The organism is Lacticaseibacillus jixianensis (assembly GCF_003946485.1).
Taxonomy (GTDB): Bacteria; Bacillota; Bacilli; order Lactobacillales; family Lactobacillaceae; genus Lacticaseibacillus; species Lacticaseibacillus jixianensis.
The window spans coordinates 67,283-84,947 of record NZ_RHOJ01000003.1; the positions used below are offsets into that span (position 1 = coordinate 67,283).

At 57.1% G+C, this 17,665-nt stretch carries 19 protein-coding genes; 10 read left to right on the forward strand and 9 right to left on the reverse strand.

Annotation, left to right across the window (positions count from 1 at the left end):
- Window positions 1-19: 19 nt before the first annotated feature.
- From EKM85_RS02420 to EKM85_RS02440, 5 genes are read right to left on the reverse strand one after another with little or no spacing between them, the layout of a single operon-like run.
- Window positions 20-988, reverse strand: coding sequence for an aliphatic sulfonate ABC transporter substrate-binding protein (locus EKM85_RS02420; protein WP_125584678.1), 969 nt, complete (start codon window positions 986-988; stop codon window positions 20-22).
- Window positions 978-2,507, reverse strand: coding sequence for an AMP-binding protein (locus tag EKM85_RS02425; RefSeq protein WP_125584679.1), 1,530 nt, complete (start codon window positions 2,505-2,507; stop codon window positions 978-980). Before EKM85_RS02425 ends, EKM85_RS02420 begins: the two co-directional genes overlap by 11 nt.
- A complete protein-coding gene (locus tag EKM85_RS02430; protein ID WP_225418921.1) occupies window positions 2,504-3,688 on the reverse strand; it encodes an acyltransferase in 1,185 nt (394 codons plus the stop codon). The genes EKM85_RS02425 and EKM85_RS02430 overlap by 4 nt, the downstream gene beginning before the upstream one ends.
- Window positions 3,681-4,403, reverse strand: a complete 723-nt coding sequence (locus EKM85_RS02435) for an ABC transporter ATP-binding protein (protein ID WP_125584681.1) — start codon at window positions 4,401-4,403, stop codon at window positions 3,681-3,683. The genes EKM85_RS02430 and EKM85_RS02435 overlap by 8 nt, the downstream gene beginning before the upstream one ends.
- Complete coding sequence (locus tag EKM85_RS02440) at window positions 4,396-5,211, reverse strand: ABC transporter permease subunit (protein WP_125584682.1); 816 nt, start codon at window positions 5,209-5,211, stop codon at window positions 4,396-4,398. The genes EKM85_RS02435 and EKM85_RS02440 overlap by 8 nt, the downstream gene beginning before the upstream one ends.
- Window positions 5,212-5,589: 378 nt before the next feature.
- On the opposite strand from EKM85_RS02440, the gene EKM85_RS02445 reads away from it, so the two are divergent.
- Window positions 5,590-6,129: a sigma-70 family RNA polymerase sigma factor gene (locus EKM85_RS02445; protein WP_125584683.1), complete on the forward strand. Its 540-nt coding sequence runs from the start codon at window positions 5,590-5,592 to the stop codon at window positions 6,127-6,129.
- Window positions 6,130-6,208: 79 nt separating this feature from the next.
- On the opposite strand, the gene EKM85_RS02450 is transcribed toward EKM85_RS02445, so the two are convergent.
- The 4 genes from EKM85_RS02450 to EKM85_RS02465 form a co-directional block, all read right to left on the reverse strand.
- A complete protein-coding gene (locus EKM85_RS02450) occupies window positions 6,209-7,186 on the reverse strand; it encodes a polyprenyl synthetase family protein (RefSeq protein WP_125584684.1) in 978 nt (325 codons plus the stop codon).
- Window positions 7,183-7,746: a Gx transporter family protein gene (locus tag EKM85_RS02455; protein ID WP_125584685.1), complete on the reverse strand. Its 564-nt coding sequence runs from the start codon at window positions 7,744-7,746 to the stop codon at window positions 7,183-7,185. The genes EKM85_RS02450 and EKM85_RS02455 overlap by 4 nt, the downstream gene beginning before the upstream one ends.
- Window positions 7,743-8,165: a NusG domain II-containing protein gene (locus tag EKM85_RS02460; RefSeq protein WP_125584686.1), complete on the reverse strand. Its 423-nt coding sequence runs from the start codon at window positions 8,163-8,165 to the stop codon at window positions 7,743-7,745. Before EKM85_RS02460 ends, EKM85_RS02455 begins: the two co-directional genes overlap by 4 nt.
- Before the next feature lie 118 nt (window positions 8,166-8,283).
- Complete coding sequence (locus tag EKM85_RS02465; protein WP_125584687.1) at window positions 8,284-10,191, reverse strand: NAD(P)/FAD-dependent oxidoreductase; 1,908 nt, start codon at window positions 10,189-10,191, stop codon at window positions 8,284-8,286.
- 295 nt (window positions 10,192-10,486) lie between these two features.
- On the opposite strand from EKM85_RS02465, the gene pplA reads away from it, so the two are divergent.
- The 9 genes from pplA to rplA all read left to right on the forward strand — a co-directional run bounded on the left by pplA (window position 10,487) and on the right by rplA (window position 17,377).
- Entirely contained in the window at window positions 10,487-11,419 is a 933-nt protein-coding gene (pplA, locus tag EKM85_RS02470) for an extracellular electron transfer flavoprotein PplA (protein WP_125584688.1), read from the forward strand.
- A 544-nt stretch (window positions 11,420-11,963) separates the two neighbouring features.
- Window positions 11,964-13,034 (forward strand): FAD:protein FMN transferase, encoded by a 1,071-nt coding sequence (locus EKM85_RS02475; protein WP_125584689.1) that lies wholly within the window; start codon window positions 11,964-11,966, stop codon window positions 13,032-13,034.
- A gap of 18 nt (window positions 13,035-13,052) precedes the next feature.
- A complete protein-coding gene (locus tag EKM85_RS02480) occupies window positions 13,053-13,997 on the forward strand; it encodes a 1,4-dihydroxy-2-naphthoate polyprenyltransferase (protein WP_125584690.1) in 945 nt (314 codons plus the stop codon).
- On the forward strand, window positions 13,994-14,986 hold the full coding sequence (locus EKM85_RS02485) for a UbiA family prenyltransferase (RefSeq protein WP_125584691.1): 993 nt from the start codon (window positions 13,994-13,996) through the stop codon (window positions 14,984-14,986). The genes EKM85_RS02480 and EKM85_RS02485 overlap by 4 nt, the downstream gene beginning before the upstream one ends.
- A gap of 30 nt (window positions 14,987-15,016) precedes the next feature.
- Window positions 15,017-15,166, forward strand: a complete 150-nt coding sequence (gene rpmG / locus EKM85_RS02490) for a 50S ribosomal protein L33 (RefSeq protein ID WP_125584692.1) — start codon at window positions 15,017-15,019, stop codon at window positions 15,164-15,166.
- A gap of 12 nt (window positions 15,167-15,178) precedes the next feature.
- Window positions 15,179-15,349 (forward strand): preprotein translocase subunit SecE, encoded by a 171-nt coding sequence (gene secE, locus EKM85_RS02495; protein ID WP_125584693.1) that lies wholly within the window; start codon window positions 15,179-15,181, stop codon window positions 15,347-15,349.
- A gap of 100 nt (window positions 15,350-15,449) precedes the next feature.
- On the forward strand, window positions 15,450-15,995 hold the full coding sequence (gene nusG, locus EKM85_RS02500) for a transcription termination/antitermination protein NusG (protein ID WP_125584694.1): 546 nt from the start codon (window positions 15,450-15,452) through the stop codon (window positions 15,993-15,995).
- A gap of 177 nt (window positions 15,996-16,172) precedes the next feature.
- Window positions 16,173-16,598 carry a 50S ribosomal protein L11 gene (gene rplK, locus EKM85_RS02505; RefSeq protein ID WP_054662385.1) on the forward strand — a complete coding sequence of 142 codons (426 nt, stop codon included), beginning with the start codon at window positions 16,173-16,175 and terminating at the stop codon, window positions 16,596-16,598.
- A gap of 89 nt (window positions 16,599-16,687) precedes the next feature.
- A complete protein-coding gene (rplA, locus tag EKM85_RS02510; protein ID WP_125584695.1) occupies window positions 16,688-17,377 on the forward strand; it encodes a 50S ribosomal protein L1 in 690 nt (229 codons plus the stop codon).
- Window positions 17,378-17,665 lie beyond the last annotated feature (288 nt).

A 17,665-nucleotide genomic window follows, 5' to 3' on the forward strand; every position in this document is an offset into this window, starting at 1 on the left:
GTCAGCGGTGAGGCGTGCGTCAGTTGAGCAGCGCGTCCTTGACCTGAATCCGTTTTTTGATCAACCCTTGTTCGTAAAACACGTCGGCAATTTGCTGCTGCTCCTTCACGATGCTGGTGGTGACCGGGGTCATGGCGAAGGTGCGCCGTTCAACGGTCAGCCGCATGATCTTTTTTGACAGCTTGAGCATCTTGCTTTGCATGCTGATCACTTGCTTAGGATGCGTGCGGGCCCAGGCCATATCTTGGCTCATGTACTTGAGCAGCGCCTTGGAAATGGCCCGGTGCTTGGTCGCATAGCGCCGTGAGGAGACCACGAAGTCGCGGTCCTTGGCCAGCCCTTTGGCGTTCGTCAGCAGTTTGGCGTTCTGGTTGATCTGGGCCGTGGCGGTGAAGGGATCCCAAGTCACCCAAGCATCCACGCTGCCCTTAGCGAACGCGACGGAGGAGGCGCTTTGGTCCATGTTGACCAATTTGACGTCATTGAGCGAGAGGCCGGCCTTCGCCAGGGCCTGGATGATCGTGTACTGCGCCGTTGTCCCCTTGGCGTAGGCGATGCGTTTGCCTTTCAGCGCGGCCAGCGTATCGATCCCGCTGTCTTTCTTGACGAGGATGCCGGTGCCTTCTTCCTTGGCGGCGCCGGCGCCGATGTAGATCAGATCCAGGCCGGTCGCCTGGTTGACTACGGGCGGGGCGTCACCCAGCCGCGCGTAGTTGATGTTGCCGGACTTGAGTGCCGTCATGAGGGCGGCGCCGTCCTGGAACTCCTTGAAGACCACCTGATAACCGGCGGCCTTCATTTTTTGCGCCAGGACTTGGTGCTGGCGGGAGATATCCACGATATCACCTTTTTGAAAACCGATCACGACGCGCGTCAATGCCTCTTTGCTGGTGGTTGGGCGCGTTTGGGTGTAGCCGTAACCGGCAACCGCGAGCCAGGCGCCCAGCAGGATGAGGAGCAGGGCAGTTTTAAACCGTTTAGATTTCATGCTGCCCCTCCATGATCCATTGCTTCAGCTGCGGCCTGAGCACCTTGCCGGTTTGATTACGGGGGAAATCATCCATGAAGACGACCTGCGTCGGGGCCTCAAACTTGGCCAGGTGGGCGCGGCCGTACGCCAGTAGCTGCTCGCGCTGAGCCGCTTCGTTGATCCCTGGCGTGGTGGACACGACGACGGCGGTGACCGCTTCACCGTAAAGCTTGTCTGGGGTGCCGATCACGCACAGCTGCGCGATGAAGTCTAATTCGTCCAGGACGTTTTCGACGTGCGCAGGGGCGACCTTTTCCCCGCCATGGGAGATGATCTCCTTGGTGCGGCCCTTGACGAATAAATACCCATCGGCGTCGAACTCTCCGAGGTCGCCTGTCAAGAACCACCCGGCTTCGAAGGCGTGCGGGTGGGGATCCAAATAACTGGTAATGACGTGGTCGCCGCGGATCGCGATTTCGCCCACCGTCCCCGGCGCGGCAGAAAAACTGCCATCTGAATGACGGATCGCCATTTCGGTGCCGACCGGCTTGCCGGCCGAGCCGATCTTAGGGGCGTCGTATGGGTTGATGGTGCACTGGCTGGATGATTCAGTCATGCCGTAGCCTTCAAGGATCCGGGTGTTAAAGCGGTTTTGGAACTCAACGAGCTGGTCTTCAGGCAGCGAGAAGGAAGAGCAGCGAACGTACGCGAGGTGCACCTGGTCCTGCAGGCGCTGGTAGGCGGCATTGGCCTTCTCGTTCAGCAACAGAATGGAGACAATCGTCGGCACCACGGCGGTCCAGGTCACCCCATTGGCTGCGACCCAGGCCCAAAAGCGGGAGGCCGAGAACTTGGGGGCGACAACCAGTTTGGCGTCTGCGTACCGCATGGCCAGGCCCACCATGACCTGGGAATTAATGTGAAAAAGCGGCATGTCGATCAGCGCCACAGACTGGCTGGTCATTCTGTTGCTGGGGGCGTTGTGCCGCGCGGCGTTGTAGATAATGGCTTGCGATAACCCGACGCGCTTGGGCTTGCCGGTCGTGCCCGAAGTGGACATGATCAGCGCAATATCGTCCTCCTTGGGGTCATCGCCAATCGCGGCAGTGGTCAGTGTGGCAGGCAAGGTGACCAATACGGCGCTGGGATAAGTGAGCAGCGGCATCGCCACCTGCGCAAACCGGGCGCCGTGCAGCTGCTCAGCCATGGCGGCATCGACCAACATGGCTTGGTAGCCGTGATCGGTTTGGTCCGCGACCAGTTCAGAGACCGGAGTAGTCGGCGACAGCGGGTGAACGGCGATGCCTATTTGCCAAGCTGCCTGGTCGATGGCAAAATAGGCGGCCGAATTGGTCAAGGAAACTGTTAGCACCGCGCCGCGGCCGACGCCTGCGGCAGTCAGGGCGGCTTGCAGCGTGGCCACGTCTTGGTCCAGGTCTTGGCCGGTGAACCAGCGGTCTAAGCCGAGATCTTTAATGATGGGGTCTTGGGCGTGCCGCTTGGTTTGGGCCGCGAGTAATTCATTGACACGAGTCATTTTGCGATTGCTCCTTTAGGTTGACGATTGCGTTTCAATAGGTGCCACTGCGGCCGGCCAATCAAAATACCAAACGGTGGCACCTTGTAGAAGAACCAGGCGAGGGCAAATGAGATGCCCAGCACCAAGGCGTAGCCCACGGGGATCAGCACCAAGTAGCCCCAGTCAGGCAGGTGCGACTGTTTGAGCAGGTAATCCAGGAGGGTGATGCCGATGGTTTGATCCAGGTAGATCCCAAATGAGACCTTGGCCCCATTTTTGACGAAGGTCTCCACGCCGCGGGGGATGCCGTGCCGGCGCCAGTCCGCGTACTTGAGGCCGATGAAGAACACCGTCAGGATCATGAAGGTGTCGTAGACGAACATGTACGGCTGGTGCGGGGTGACCGCCGCCGCGTGCGAATACCCCAGGGAGAGGCGATTCCAAAAGTAATACGGTACGGTGCCGATCGACATCGCGATGGTCGCCCCCACGATCCAGTACCGCCATTTGCGGATCCACGCCAGCACCGCCTTGTAGTGCAAGGAGACGAACGTCCCAAAGATGAAATAGAACTGGTAGGTGAAGACGTTGACCCCGTACGTGGCAAGCCACCACGGCAAGTGCGTTCGGTCCATGAACTGGTAGTGATACTTGATGAAGTAAACGATGGCCAACTGCACCAGCGCGGACGTCGCCAAGATCAGCCAGTGCGCATGGACCTTCTTGAACAGCCAGACCATGAGTGGAAACAGCACGTAAAGCTGCAGGGTCACCACAATGTAGTACAAGTAGAACTGGTTGCCGTGAAGGATCGCAGAAGTCAGCGTTGGCCAGAAAGTCTGCCACGTGAAGGGCGGCAAGGCAAGCAGACAGCTAAAAATGAGCAAAATGACGTTCCACAACAGGTAAGGCCAGCCAGAGCCAGCAAAGCGCTTTTTGAAAAAGGTCGGCCAGTCGTTGCGATGGTAATAATTTAGCGTCAACACCAGGCCCGTGATGAACATGAAGCCCATCCGGGTGAAGTGGATCAGCAGGTGCGTTGCCAGCAGGCTCATGTGCGCCCAGCCCTTGGCATCGGTCATCGAGGCCGAAAAGGCGGTGGTGGTGTGGTTGAGCAGGACCCCAAAGATGAAGATGATCCGCATGATGTCCACTTCATAAAGGTATTTACGCTTTGTTTTCGGGGCGGTTTCAGTCACGCGAGCCACCTTCTTCTCCGGGAGCGGGGGCGAGGATCACGCGCAGGACAGATTCCCCAACGCGCGCGATCGTTTCCGCGTCCTGGCCTTTAGCCCCGACCGTTTCGTACACCGCGCGGCCATTTTTGACGACGATCACCCGGTCAGCCATGCGGGCGGCTTCATCGACATCGTGCGTGATCAGCAGGGTGGTCAGATGGTTGGTGTCACAGATGTGGGTGATGAACGTCTGCATGTTGCGCCGCGTCAGTGCGTCCAAGGCGCCGAGGGGCTCGTCCAACAGCAGCAGCTGAGGGGCGGCCATCAGGGCCCGGGCAAGCGCCAGGCGCTGCTTTTGGCCGCCGGACAGCTCGGTGGGATAGGTCTGCTCAAAACCGGCCAGGCCGACTGCGGCCAGCGTCTCCTTGGCCCGGGCTTGCGTCTTGGCGTCATGCGCGGCGAACGACACGTTGGCGAGGGTTGTCATCCAGGGCAGCAGGCGATCGTCCTGAAACATGACGCGTTTGACCAGATTGGGCTCAGCGTAGGTGATCGTTCCAGCGGTGGGCTGCTCAAGCTGCGCGATAAGCCGCAGCAGCGTGCTTTTACCCCCACCGGACATGCCGACCAGGGCGACAAACTCCCCTTGGTGAATCGTGAAGGAAACGTCCTGCAGGGCGTGGTTATCGCCGTACTGTTTGTATAGGTGGGATAACGTCACCAGTGGTTTAGCCATTAGCGGCTCCTCCTTTGGTTTTCCAGTCTAGGCACAGATCTTCCAGGGCCTTGGCGATCAAGTCGGAGACCTTGCCGAGTAGCGCATAGATGACAATGCACAAAAGCACGGTGTCCATGTCCATGAATTCCTGCGCGTTGCTGGCCATGTAGCCGATCCCGGAATTAGACGAGATCGTCTCGGCCACGATCAGCGTGGTCCACATGACCCCCAGCGCGTAACGCACCCCGACCAAGATGGTGGGCAAAGCCCCCGGGAAAATGATCTTGGTGAACAGTTGCCACTTGCTGAGGCCGTATGACTGCCCCATTTCGATGAGGTTGGGATCCACGCTGGTGATGCCGTGAAACGTGTTGATGTAAACGGGGAACAGGACCCCAATGGTGACGAGCGAGATCTTGGCAGGTTCGCCGATGCCCAAAAGGATGATGACCAGCGGGATCAAGGAGAGGTGGGGGATGTTGCGCAGCATCTGGATGGTGGAATCAAAAAGTAGGCGACTGGTGTGAGATAAGCCGTTGGCCAGGCCGAGGACGAAGCCGGCAAGGCCGCCAATGACAAAGCCCGTCGTGGCCCGGAACAATGAGATGCTAATATTTTTGGGTAGTTCACCGCTTTGCCAGAGCTTGATGCCGTCCTGCACCACGGCAAGCGGCGCGGGAAGCAGACCAGAATCGATCCAGTGAGTGGCGACGGCAAGCTGCCACAAGGCGATCAGCAGCGCCGGGATCAACCATGGCAGTAGCTGATGCCACTTAATATAAGAAGACCGCGGCTGCCCCGCGGCGGTATTGGCTGATTGAGCCATCAATAAGTCCCCCTTGAACTTTGGTAACACCAGTTTAGCGAAGAAATACGAATATAATGTGAAAATATTAAGAGCCAGCTAAGATGGCGCTGATAAAAACCATTCTAGGACAAGCCCCAGCGATTGTAAATTAGGACGAGCGAGGATCGCGGGGTTTGTTTGACCATCGGGGGTGGGCGCAGTGTAAAGTTTGAAAATTTTTTTGTGAATCGCTGGGAAATGGTCATGCCCTGTTAGTCCGGAACGCCCCTGGCGCGGCGGTTTGACTTGCGCAACAATGTCTCACAAGCCAGGCCAAACGGGCGTTTTGTAGTCAGTTTAGGGCCTTACTGATAAAATGTAAGCGATTCATAAAATTTGGGGGAGGAAGTGAAGCGCATGACACCCGAGGAACTGGCCATGATTCGCCAGGCGGCCACCGATTCGGATCTGTTTGCCCAGGTGTTCGAGCAGTACAAGCCGATGGTGCTCACGGTGATCAAGGCGTATTATATCCGCGATTTTGCGCTGGATGACTGGCTTCAAGAGGCTAGGATCGCAATGCTCAAGGCGATCAATCGCTATGACGGGAGTGCCGGCTCGAAGTTCGGCCCGTTCTTTCGCATGGTCCTCCTATCGCATGTCCATTCGCTGCTGCGCCGGCACCTGGCGCAAAAGCGGTCGGCCGATGCGACCGCCGTGGTCATGGCCAATCCAGGGGCGATCCTGCCGCCAAGCTTTGCCTCGGGCCAGCGCATCGAAGACAATATGGTGCTGCGCTCTGAGCTGGCGGGGTACGTGGCGAGCCTGAGCCCGATGGAGCGCCGCGGGTTGTTGGTGGTGCTAAATGATCAGGGCGAAGGGGCGTTGCCTTACCGGCGGGCGATCGAGCGGAGTAAGATCAAGTTCACGCAGTTTCTGAGCCAGCAGCTGAATTAAGCTTGGCCATTGCGCCAAGCCATGACCATACGCAAAAGTCCTCCCTGCGCGCCGCGCTTGCAGGGAGGACTTTTTTCGGTCAGCTCTTGCGGCTGAGTAATTGGTCGGTCAGTTGGATCAAGGTCTGACGGGCCGGGCGATCGGGCAGGCGCTGCAGGCCGGCGACGGCCTTTGCCGTGTAGGTCTTGGCCAGTGCTTGGGCCTGGCCGACCCCATCGTAGCGGCTGATCAGCTTGACCACCGCCTGCACGTCCGCGTCGGTCATTGCGGCCTGCTTGGTCAGCAGTGGGGTGAACTGCGCGCGGCGATCGGTCATGGCGAGGATCAACGGGGCGGAGTAGACGCCTTGGCGAATATCCTCATGGACGGGTTTGCCCATTTCGCTGGCTGAGCTGGTGTAATCCAGAATATCATCCAGCAGCTGAAAGGCGATGCCGATGTTGAGGCCGATCTGCTCGCACTGCTTAGCAAACCGCAGGCTCTGGCCACTTTCGTAAGCGCCAATGAAGGCGGCCAACGCAAAGAGCTGCGCCGTCTTCCCGGTTACCTGCTGCTCATAATCGGCAATCGTGATGTCGACGTTGTAGCGGCGTGCCATTTGGGCCATCTCGCCGTTGAGGATCTGCGCCATTGAGGCCGAATCCTGCTGGACTGAGCGCAGGTCTGAGGCGTAGTGGGCGATCAGCTGGAAGCAGACGACAAAGAGGTAGTCGCCGGCGTAAACCGCCACGTCGTTGCCAAACTGGGCGGCGATGGTTGCCCCGCCGCGCCGGACAGGGGACTTGTCGATGACATCGTCGTGAATCAACGTTGCCGTGTGTAGGGTCTCAACGGCCGCGGCCAGTGCGATCATCTTTTGGCGATCGACCTGGCGAAACTGGCTAAAGAGCAGACAGTAGGCGGGCCTGAGGAGTTTGCCGCCGGCGTTGATCATCTGCACGAGGGCCTTGGCCACCGCCGGGTTATCGGGATGGATGTGCTGGTCGATCAAATCAAGGGTGGCAGCGAGCTCTTTTTCAAGGGTAGGGTAGTCTTGCCACATGGTGTGGATCTTCATGAATGACTCCTTCTAGAATGCGCGTGGTCGAACCGCAGACGTTTAAGTGTGGCGATATGTTCAAAGAGAAAGTTGGCCGCGATCCCGACGGCCAGCCCGGCCAGAATGCCCATGACCGACAGGACCGGTAGATACAGCATCACGGTCCAGCTTTGGGCGATCAAACTGGCAATGAGCAGCTGGCCGACGTTGTGGAGGATCCCGCCTGCCGCTGAGATCCCAATCATCGAGACGCGCTTTTCGCCCAGCTGCTTGAGCAGTAGCATGCCCAGCCAGGAGAGAATGGCGCCGGCCCCGCTGTACATAAAGGTCGAAAGCGTGCCGCCAAGCAGGGTGGTGAGCATCAGGCGCAGCAGCATCAGCAGGAAACTATCAGAGACGCTCATCGTGTACAAAGAGACGATCGTGATCAGGTTGGCCAAGCCCAGCTTGGCGCCGGGGGCAAAGGCAAACGGGAACGGGATCATGCGCTCCAGTAGCCCAATGATCACCCCTTGGGCGCACAGTAGGGCGATGTAAATGACCTGACGGGTGCGTTCTGGACGGTAGGGGCGGCTCATTCCGTCACCATCCCGCCGTCTGCGGCGCCGGTACTGGATTTGATTTCGATTAGTAGTTTGTGCGGCAGGCACACGATGGTCTGGCCCGGTTTAGCGATCTTGCCTTTTTTGACGCAGACCTGATCGGGACAGTTGGCGTCTTGGATCTCGATCTGGTCGCCGGTCGTTACGATCTCGTTGTAGTCGTTGCCCTCATGGTAGCGAAAACGGGTGACGCCATGGTGGCCAGTCAGTTTGATCTTGTAGACCGGTTTGCCATCGTGGGTCACGTAAGCCGTCAGCACCCGGTCTGGCCCTTGGTGCTGCTGGGCCTGCTGCCGGGCAAACACGATGTAGGGGATGAAGGAGGCGGCCATCAGCAGCACAATGATGATAATGTCGCCCGGGCGAATCATTTTCAGATACTTATTGTGGCTCATCCAAGCGGCCTCCCTTCCGGTTTCCAAAAAGCAGCGGAGCCGGCCGCAGTCGACTCCGCAAATAAAAAGGTTCCGAGGCTAGTCTACCTCAGAACCCTAAGCCCTGGCAACGTTTGGTCTACTTCGCCGCGTCGCTGCCGTAGAGGGCCCTTGGTTTACCGTACCACCACTTGCCGAAGGTCTTCTGTAGAAAAGGAACAACCCACTTATCAAGCCCGAATGAGCGGCCAGAACCGTTCATCACAGCGATGGCCATTGGGATCATCCAAATGTTGACCCAGTAGAACATGCCGCTGAGGCAGAAGATCGCGGTGAACATGACGGAAGTCGCCCCACACAGCCAAGTGAAGAGGCCCGCGACCAAGGCCAACCCAATCAAGATTTCAATCACGGTCATCGTCTTTTGCATGAAGAAGGCCACGTCTTGGTTCGGGATCATCGCCTTGGTGATCGTGTACATCCAGTTAGGCATCTTATCGAAGACCATCATCGGTTCCTTGCCGTACTGGTAAGACAGGGAGAAGACTGCCTTGGCTGCCGGAGCAGCCGTTTTGGCCGCGGTGGCGGCACCGCTGGCGGCAGACGTTGCGTCCGCACCGGCGGCAGAGGCGCCACTGGTGGTTGCCGGCTGCAGCCAGTCGAACGGCAGGCGCAGCTTATCAAGGAACCAGGACTCTTTGCCTGAGACCTTGCCGGCACAGTCAACCAGCCACATCAAGCCAAGGAAAATGCGTGATGGGACGGCCCACAGCACGTTGCCCTGACGGGAGACGTGACCGCGCATCAAGTTGCGGTCGTTGCGAGTCCGGAAGAATTCATGCATCAGGTACTGGAAGAAGTAGTACCCAGAGTAGTTCTGCAGGAAGTAAAGCATGTTGACCAGGTGCTTCATCAACATGGCGAAGAACCCAGACAGATGGAAAATGCCCATCAGGTTGGCCACGCCGTAGCGTGAGCCCAGCGAAACCATGAAGCCGGAGTAGGACGCCTTGTAGTCGACGTTGCCCGGTTTGCCCGCCATCTTGTTTTCAATGTTGAGCAGTGCGGTCTTGGCACTGGCTTCAGCGCCTTGAACGATTTGTGGTTCGCCGCGGTCGGAGTTGCCACCATAGAAGGAAACGTCCCCAACAACGTAGACATTCGGGTCTTCCTGGCTTTCCATGTGCGAGTTGACCACGATCCGGCCGGCCCGCGCTTGCGCCAAGCCGAAGTTTGCCGCCTGGTCGGTCGCCTTGACCCCGGCGGTCCAAATCAACGTGGCAGTCGGGAAGGTCGAACCGTCTTTGAGGTCAACGTGGTCTTCGTGAACGCCAACAACGCCGGTGTTCTTCATGACCTTAACGCCCTTCTTGGTCAGGTAACGTTCAGCCTTGTTCGCATCTGACCGGTCAAGCATGTTCATGATGGTCGGGGCCATTTCCATCAACGTGAAGCTGATCTCACTTGGATCAAGCTTGTTCTCTTTGGCCAAGACATCGCGCCAGTCGCGCAGCTCGCCGATCGTTTCGGTCCCAGTGAAGCCGGAGCCGACAACGACAAGCGAAAGCAGCGCCTTGCGCTTGTCAGGATCGTGTTCCTCAGCACCGCGCCGCACCACGTCCTGGATGTGCTTCTTTAAAGCGATGGCTTCTTCCCATGAACCAAGGACAAAACCGTGCTCCTTGACCCCGGGGGTGCCAAAGTCATTCGGCTGGGAGCCGATGCCCAGCATGACGTAATCGTATGGATAAGCGCCGTGCTTGGTCTTGACCAGCTTCTTTTCGCGGTCGATGGTCGTCACGGTGTCGGTGACCAGTTTCACGTTCTTGCGGCGGGCAAAGAGCCGCTGTAAGTCATACTGAATTGCGTCTTCCGGCACACGGTCGGCGGCGACTTCGTGAAGCTCCGTCATGTAGGTGAAGTAGGAGTGACGATCGATCAGGGTGATCGTCACGTCCTTGTCTTTTTTAAAATGCTTGGCTAAACGCTTCGTCGCGTAGACGCCAGCAAACCCAGCACCCACGATGACGATATTTTTTTCCGCCATGGGTAACACTCCTTAGATGTGAATAATTCCGCAAATGAATTAGATTGCAAACCTGATTATACATTTAAAAGCCGGTTGTTGTCCATGTGTTCGCGCGTGATTAGAAATCGGTTACTAATCATTAGCCAAGCTCACTAGGCCTTGTTTTACCGGTACTGGAAGCGTGACCATCCAAAATTAGAAAGCGCTCATAAACATTCGGCTTTTGTTGCTTTTTTTATACGCCATGTTTACACTTATCTTGTGTGAAACATAACACAAAGCGTATCGATAATCATTCAAAGGGGTAAGGACAATGAAATTATCTAAGACTTTGGCAAGCATCTCGATTATTGCGGTTTCTGCTTTAACCCTGGCGGCTTGTGGCAGCAACTCAAGCAGCAAGGATTCGTCGTCAAGTAAGACGGCGTCATCCAAGACGACCAAGACAACTAAGAAGTCTTCTTCCAGCAAGGCAGCCCCGAAGCAGACGGCGGGGGCGGCGTTGAAGGATGGCACCTACAGCCTTGCTGAGGCTGGCTACAGCCATGGCTATCGCGTTGAGATGGGCATGACGGTTGCTGGGGGTAAGGTCACCAAGACAACTTATGACTATGTTGACAAGAATGGCAAGTCCAAGACCAAGGATACCGAATACGAAAAGACCATGAAGGCTAAGTCTGGTACTGGCCCGAAGGAGTATATCCCGGAACTGAATAAGTCGTTCACTAAGAACGGGGCCAACGTTGGCGCGATCGACGTGGTTTCCGGGGCGACTGATTCTAGTTTGACCTTCCGGAACTATGCTCAGCAGCTGGTGCAGGCTGCCCAAGCGGGTAACACCAAGAAGATCGAAGTGCAGAACACGGCCAAGCTGAAGGATGGGACTTACACCATTGAAGACGAGAACTACTCCCATGGTTACCGGACCGTCTTCTCCATCGTCGTTGCTGGCGGCAAGATTACCGAAAGCAAGTATGACAACATCGACAAGAACGGCAAGTCCAAGACTGACGATGCCGAGTACGAGAAGAGCATGAAGAAGGTCAACGGGGTTGGCCCGAAGGAATACACCACGAAGCTGAATGAGGAACTGGTGAAGAGCCAGAACCCTGCAGAAGTCGATGCCGTTTCCGGGGCGACCAGCAGTTCTGACACCTTTGTCCTTTACGCTCAGCAGCTGATCAATGCCGCTCAGGCTGGTACCACGACACCAATTAAAGTTTCGAACATCGTGTACGCTGAGTAAGCCAACGATTTTACGCGCGAAAGCAGTGTCCAGGCGGGCGCTGCTTTTTTGGTTCAAGGTGCGCAGGGTTCGCGGTTTTAGTGGGACAGCTAGCCTAGCTCCAGGCATTGTCGGCGTACTTTGCCGACGAGGTCTGGAGCGTAGCTAGATGCGCCCACGTTGCGAACTCGGAGCCCGATTTATTCAAGGTGCGCAGGGTCGACGAACTTAGCCCGACGGCCAACCTAGCCGTAAGCATTGCCGCTGAACTTTGGCGGCGAGGCTTACGGCGTAGTTGGGCGCTCGGGCGTTGTCGATCCGGAGCCTGATTATTCAAGGTGCGCAGGGTTCGCGGTTTTAGTGGGACAGCTAGCCTAGCTCCAGGCATTGTCGGCGTACTAGCCCGCCGCCCAGCCGCTCCGCCGGCCAGGCTGTCCGCCGTCAGTGGCGCCAGCCTGATCATAGTAGGTGCAGGTAGGCGCAGCAGCCGCGTTCACCAACCGGGGTGGCCGCGTTGACCTAGAGTCACGTATAATAAAGAAAAATCAAAGGGGCAGTGTAGTTAATGAAGAAATGGCTCAAGGCGCTGATAGCGCTACTGATACTGGCTGTGCCGTTAGCGGCGTGCAGCCAAAAGCCGGCCGTCAAAAAGCAGGCTGAGGTGATTCAAACCCCGCACAAAGGGACCCAGTTTTTGATGGGCACGGTCGTCACCCTCAGCGTCTACAACAAGGGCAAGGCCAAAGCCGTTGACGACGGCTTTGCGCGCGTCAAGGCGCTGGCCGCCAAGGTGACGGTCAACCAGAAGGGGTCGCAGGTCGACGCGGTCAATCAGGCGGCTGGCAAAAAGCCGGTCCAAGTCTCTGCGGACGTTTTCCGGCTGATCCAGTACGCAAAGCGCTACAGCCAGCGTTCCGAAGGGGCCTTTGACCTTGCAATCGGGCCGGTGACCAGCCTGTGGCACATTGGTTTTCCGGATGCGCGCAAGCCTAGTCAAGCCGAGATCAACGCGGTGCTGCCGCTGGTTCACTACCAGGACGTCGAGCTGAACGCTGCCAAGCGGACCGTTTACCTGAAGAAAAAGGGCATGCAGCTCGACCTTGGGGGCATTGCCAAGGGGTACATTGCCGACGAGGTGGTCAAGGTCTTTAAGAAGGACGGGGTCAACACGGCCATTATTGACCTCGGCGGCAACATTTTCGTCATGGGCCACAGCCCTAAGGCCACTAATCGGCCGTGGACGGTGGGCATTCAGGACCCGAAAAAGCCGCGCGGGACGGCAATCGGGTCTGTCCCGGCGGTCAACATCACCGTGGTGACCTCAGGTATTTACGAACGCAACTTAATTGTGGCGGGGCATAACTATTCACACCTGATGAATCCGCGGACGGGTTATCCTTTTGAGAATAACTTGATGGGCGTCTCGATCGTCACGAAGAAATCAGTCGACGGGGATGCGCTGTCCACGGCCACGTTTGACAAGGGGCTGCGCGGCGGCATGGCCTTCATTGAAAAGCAGAAGGACGCCCAGGCGATCTTCATCACCAAAGATAAGAAGGTTTATATTTCCAGTGGGCTGAAGAACAAGTTTCAGCTCTTCAAGGACTCTGGGTACCAGATGGCAACGCTAAAGTGATCAGTTTGGGGGAGTTTGATGTCAGTTCGAGTGTTTCTTAAGCTGGTCGAAGCGCGCACGAAGCTTGCCAGTATCTTACCGTTCGGCGTGGGCGTGGGGTTTGCCTTGGTTTATTTTCACCAGGTCAACTGGCTGAACACGGGGTTGTTTTTCGTCGCGATGCTGCTGTTTGACATGATGACCACCGCCCTGAACAACCTGATGGATTACCAAAAGGCGAAGGATGAAACTTACCGCCGGACTGTGAACATCATCGGTCAGGCGCAGCTGCCTTTGAAGCTGGTGCGCGGCGTGGTGGTCGGCCTGCTGGCGGTGGCGACCGTCCTTGGTCTCCTGCTGAGCAGTCGCACCGACTGGCTGCTCCTGGTGATCGGCGTCGCCTGCTTTGGCATCGGGATCTTCTACACGTTTGGGCCGCTGCCACTGTCCCGGCTGCCGCTGGGCGAGGTGTTCTCTGGGGTGACCATGGGTCTCGGTATCCCGTTTATCGCCGCTTACGTCAACGTGGATTCAAGCAAGCTGCTGGATCTGCGGCTGGCCTGGCCAAGCCTGAGCTTGACGGGGGACTGGCGCGCGCTGTTAGCGCTGGGGTTGGTCTGCGTGACCCCCATGGCGACGATCGCCAACGTCATGCTGGCCAACAATATGTCCGATGTTGCCGAAGATCAGCGCAACCACCGAGTGACACTACCCATGTACTTGGGGGAAAAGTATGCGGCCTGGCTGTATACGTTTTTGGCGCTGTGCGGTTTCGGGGCTGAGCTGGTGGCGGTTGGCCTACGCCTGCTGCCGTGGCCGCTGCTGGTCGCACTGGTGCCACTGCCGCTGGTCTGGCGGCAGACCAGCGACTTCACCGCGCGGCCGGATAAGCAAGCGACGTTTGGGCTGTCGTTAAAAACGCTGGTGGCCGCAAACCTGGCGCTGATTGTCAGCCTTGTTGCCAGTTTGGGGGTGGGAAGATGAGCAACGCGAAAGCAAATGCCTACCGCCGCTTGACCTGGCCGCTGTTCTTCGAGCTGATCCGGCTGCCGGCCAAGCTGTGCAGCTTCCTGCCGTACTTATTCGGTATTCTGTACGCCTGGTGGGGGTTCCACCAATTCAACTGGGTCAACTCGCTGATTTACTTCATCGGTCAGATGAGCATTGCGCTCTTCGTCACCGGTTTCAACAACGTCCAAGACTTCTACAAAGCCAAGGACGAACACTACCGGCAAACGCAAAACATCATCGGCCGCGAGCACCTGTCCCCGCGGCGCATCTTAGCGCTGATGGGCCTGTTTCTGGCCATTGCGGTCGGGGCCGGGGTGCTCCTTGTATGGCGGACCGATCTGAGCTTGCTGTTGATCGGCGGCCTCGCGATTTTCGTCGCGATCTTCTACACGTTCGGGCCCGTTCCCCTGTCTCGCATCCCGTCAGGGGAACTGCTGTCAGGCACCGTTGAAGGGTTCGGCGCGGTGTTCATCGCGGTGTTTGTGAACGTGGTGCCGCAGCCGATCACCCTGACGCTCACCGGCAGTCGGTTTGCCCTCAGTGGCAACCTGCCGGTGGTGCTCGCGCTGTTTCTGCTGGCGCTGCCGATCGTGATCCTTGATGGGACGGTCATGTTTGCCGATAATATCTGCGACTTAGCGCAGGATCAGCGTAATCAGCGCTTCACCTTGCCCTACTACTTGGGTAAGGCGCGGGCGCTGAGAATTTACCCGTGGCTGCCGGCTGCGGCCTTTCTTGCCATCGTGCTGGCGGTAGGGCTGCGCCTGCTGCCGTGGCCAGTTTTGCTGGTGGTCTTCATGTGGCCGCAGGTGCGCCGAAACATTGACCGGTTCCTGGCGGTGCAAGACAAAGCCAAGACGTTTAACACGGCCGTGAACAACCTGCTGATGACCTTCGGCAGCGAGGCCATACTGCTTCTAGCCTGCATCCTGGCTGACCTTGCAGTGCCCGGGCTTTTCTGATAACATAGTCTGAAGCTAGGAGGGCTGATCATGTCCGTGAAAAAAGTTGCCTTGGCGTGCAGTGTCTGCGGGCACCGGAACTATTATGTCCCGGAGAACCCAAGGCGGACCGAGCGCCTAGTGTTGAATAAGTATTGCAAGTACTGCGGCCGCCAAACGGAGCACCGCGAGACGAAGTAGGAGGAAACGGCGATGAAGTTTATCAAGAGTGTGATTCATGAGATGACGTTGGTCACTTGGCCAACCGCCAAGGAAACGCGGCGCGATACCACGACTGTCATCATCACTTCACTGCTGTTTGCGCTGTACTTTGCGCTGGCCGACTGGGTCATCCTGCTGGCCCTCAAAGCGTTCATCTTTTAATCTTGAAATTACCCCTGATCCTAGCGTATACTGGGAACAGCGCAAAAACCGAAGCCCCCGGGCGACGGTTTTTTATTTGTCATCAAAAAGGAGAAAAACAATGGCTGAATCAGCTGAGAAGCTCTGGTACGTGCTGCACACGTACTCCGGTTACGAAAATAAGGTCAAGGCAAACCTGGAGTCCCGGGTCACTTCGATGAACATGGAAAACTACATCTTCCAAGTGATCGTGCCTGAAGAAGAAGAGCACGAGAAGAAGGACGGCAAGGACAAGATCAAGATGGAGAAGGTCTTCCCCGGCTACGTTTTGGTCGAGATGGTCATGACGGACGAATCTTGGTTTGTCGTTCGTAACACGCCTGGCGTCACGGGCTTCGTCGGCTCTCACGGCGGCGGCTCCAAGCCGAACCCGCTGATGCCCGAGGAAGTGGCCACGATCTTGCACTCGCAAGGGATGGCGACGACCCACTCGAACCTGTCCTTTGATGTGGGTGAGACCATTACGATCATCGCCGGTGCGTTTGCCGGGATGAAGGGCAAGATCACCGCGAACGATCCGGACAAGCAGAAGATGAAGGTCACCATCAACATGTTCGAACGTGAAGTGGGTGCTGACTTGGACTATGACCAGGTCGATAAGCTGTAAGCAGCTCATCTCAAAGGCGGCGGCGCAGGCCTCCGCTTTTTGGCGCCAGCGCTGATTTCACTTGCTTTTAAGCGGTAGTCGTGGTAATTTAGTCGAGTATGTTTTGGCATACGCGTGGGAGGGCAAAATTACCTTGCCCATCATGACCACATCACGGACTTAAGGAGGTTATGTTTCGTGGCTAAAAAAGTAGCAAACATCGTTAAACTCCAGATCCCTGGGGGCAAAGCAACTCCAGCTCCGCCTGTTGGCCCTGCACTGGGTCAAGCTGGGATCAACATCATGGGCTTCACCAAGGATTTCAACGCACGGACGGCAGACCAAAATGGGATGCTGATTCCAGTTGTCATCACCGTGTACGAAGATCGTTCCTTTGACTTCGTCACCAAGACCCCGCCGGCAGCGGTTCTTCTGAAGAAGGCCGCTGGCGTAGAGCACGGCTCTGGCGAACCGAACACCAAAAAGGTTGCGAAGGTTACCAAGGACCAAGTGAAGCAGATCGCGGAAACGAAGATGCAAGACCTTAACGCCGCAGACGTAGAAGCTGCGATGCGCATGGTTGAAGGGACAGCACGTTCCATGGGCTTCGAAGTCGAAGACTAATGCATGTCCGGATCTTCAGCGAAAGCTGAATGAATCAAGTGGAAGGGCTTAGGCCCGCTGACCACATTTGCAAGGAGGAAAATTCCAGTATGGCTAAGAAAGCAAAGAAGTACCAAGACGCTGCCAAGCAGGTTGATGCCACCAAGGCATACACCCCTGAAGATGCAGTTGCATTGGTCAAGAAGATCGATTTTGCCAAGTTCGACGCAACCGTCGAAGTGGCTTACAACCTGAACATTGACGTTAAGCAGGCTGATCAGCAGATCCGTGGCGCCCTCGTGCTGCCAAACGGGACTGGTAAGACTCAGCGTGTGATCGTCTTCGCTGAAGGCCCACAGGCACAGGCTGCTAAGGATGCCGGTGCCGATGTTGTCGGCTCCGACGATTTGGTCCAGAAGGTTCAAGACGGCTGGCTCGACTTCGACGTTGCCGTTGCGACACCGCCGATGATGGCCAAAGTTGGTCGTTTGGGCCGGGTCCTCGGGCCTAAGGGCTTGATGCCTAACCCGAAGACCGGGACCGTGACGATGGACACCGCTAAGGCGGTCAACGACGTCAAGGCCGGGCAGGTGGCTTACCGTGCCGACAAGGCTGGTATCGTCCACGCCCCGATCGGCAAGGTATCGTTTGACGACGCGAAGCTCATTGAGAACTTCAAGGCGCTGAACGATGTCATCGTCAAGGCTCGTCCTGCTTCAACCAAAGGGACGTACATTCAGAGCCTCACGCTCACCTCAACCTTTGGCCCTGGGGTCAAAGTTGACGTTGCAGCGTTCTAAATTAATCAAATGACGCGTCACCTCCTTGGAGGTGGCGCTTTTTTTATCCAAGGTGCGCAGAGTCTGCGCACTTAGCGGGACAGCTAACCTAGCTATAAGCATTGCCGCCGTACTTTGGCGGCGAGGCTTACAGCGTAGTTAGATGCTTCCGCGTTGCGGACTCGTAGCCCAGTTAAGGTGTGCAGGGTTCGCGTACTTAGCGGGATGGGTAGCGTAGGTGAGGGTATTGCCGGCGAGGCCCTCACCGTAGCTAGCCACTGCCGCGTTGCGAACCCGAAACCCGATTAG

What these genes read in the sequence shown, in the direction of transcription:
- EKM85_RS02420 (WP_125584678.1), bottom strand. Translation starts at nt 988, where the DNA reads ATGAAATCTAAACGGTTTAAAACTGCCCTGCTCCTCATCCTGCTGGGC.
- EKM85_RS02425 (WP_125584679.1), bottom strand. Translation starts at nt 2,507, where the DNA reads ATGACTCGTGTCAATGAATTACTCGCGGCCCAAACCAAGCGGCACGCC.
- EKM85_RS02435 (WP_125584681.1), bottom strand. Translation starts at nt 4,403, where the DNA reads ATGGCTAAACCACTGGTGACGTTATCCCACCTATACAAACAGTACGGC.
- EKM85_RS02440 (WP_125584682.1), bottom strand. Translation starts at nt 5,211, where the DNA reads ATGGCTCAATCAGCCAATACCGCCGCGGGGCAGCCGCGGTCTTCTTAT.
- EKM85_RS02445 (WP_125584683.1), top strand. Translation starts at nt 5,590, where the DNA reads ATGACACCCGAGGAACTGGCCATGATTCGCCAGGCGGCCACCGATTCG.
- EKM85_RS02450 (WP_125584684.1), bottom strand. Translation starts at nt 7,186, where the DNA reads ATGAAGATCCACACCATGTGGCAAGACTACCCTACCCTTGAAAAAGAG.
- EKM85_RS02455 (WP_125584685.1), bottom strand. Translation starts at nt 7,746, where the DNA reads ATGAGCCGCCCCTACCGTCCAGAACGCACCCGTCAGGTCATTTACATC.
- EKM85_RS02460 (WP_125584686.1), bottom strand. Translation starts at nt 8,165, where the DNA reads ATGAGCCACAATAAGTATCTGAAAATGATTCGCCCGGGCGACATTATC.
- EKM85_RS02465 (WP_125584687.1), bottom strand. Translation starts at nt 10,191, where the DNA reads ATGGCGGAAAAAAATATCGTCATCGTGGGTGCTGGGTTTGCTGGCGTC.
- pplA (WP_125584688.1), top strand. Translation starts at nt 10,487, where the DNA reads ATGAAATTATCTAAGACTTTGGCAAGCATCTCGATTATTGCGGTTTCT.
- EKM85_RS02475 (WP_125584689.1), top strand. Translation starts at nt 11,964, where the DNA reads ATGAAGAAATGGCTCAAGGCGCTGATAGCGCTACTGATACTGGCTGTG.
- EKM85_RS02480 (WP_125584690.1), top strand. Translation starts at nt 13,053, where the DNA reads ATGTCAGTTCGAGTGTTTCTTAAGCTGGTCGAAGCGCGCACGAAGCTT.
- EKM85_RS02485 (WP_125584691.1), top strand. Translation starts at nt 13,994, where the DNA reads ATGAGCAACGCGAAAGCAAATGCCTACCGCCGCTTGACCTGGCCGCTG.
- rpmG (WP_125584692.1), top strand. Translation starts at nt 15,017, where the DNA reads ATGTCCGTGAAAAAAGTTGCCTTGGCGTGCAGTGTCTGCGGGCACCGG.
- secE (WP_125584693.1), top strand. Translation starts at nt 15,179, where the DNA reads ATGAAGTTTATCAAGAGTGTGATTCATGAGATGACGTTGGTCACTTGG.
- nusG (WP_125584694.1), top strand. Translation starts at nt 15,450, where the DNA reads ATGGCTGAATCAGCTGAGAAGCTCTGGTACGTGCTGCACACGTACTCC.
- rplA (WP_125584695.1), top strand. Translation starts at nt 16,688, where the DNA reads ATGGCTAAGAAAGCAAAGAAGTACCAAGACGCTGCCAAGCAGGTTGAT.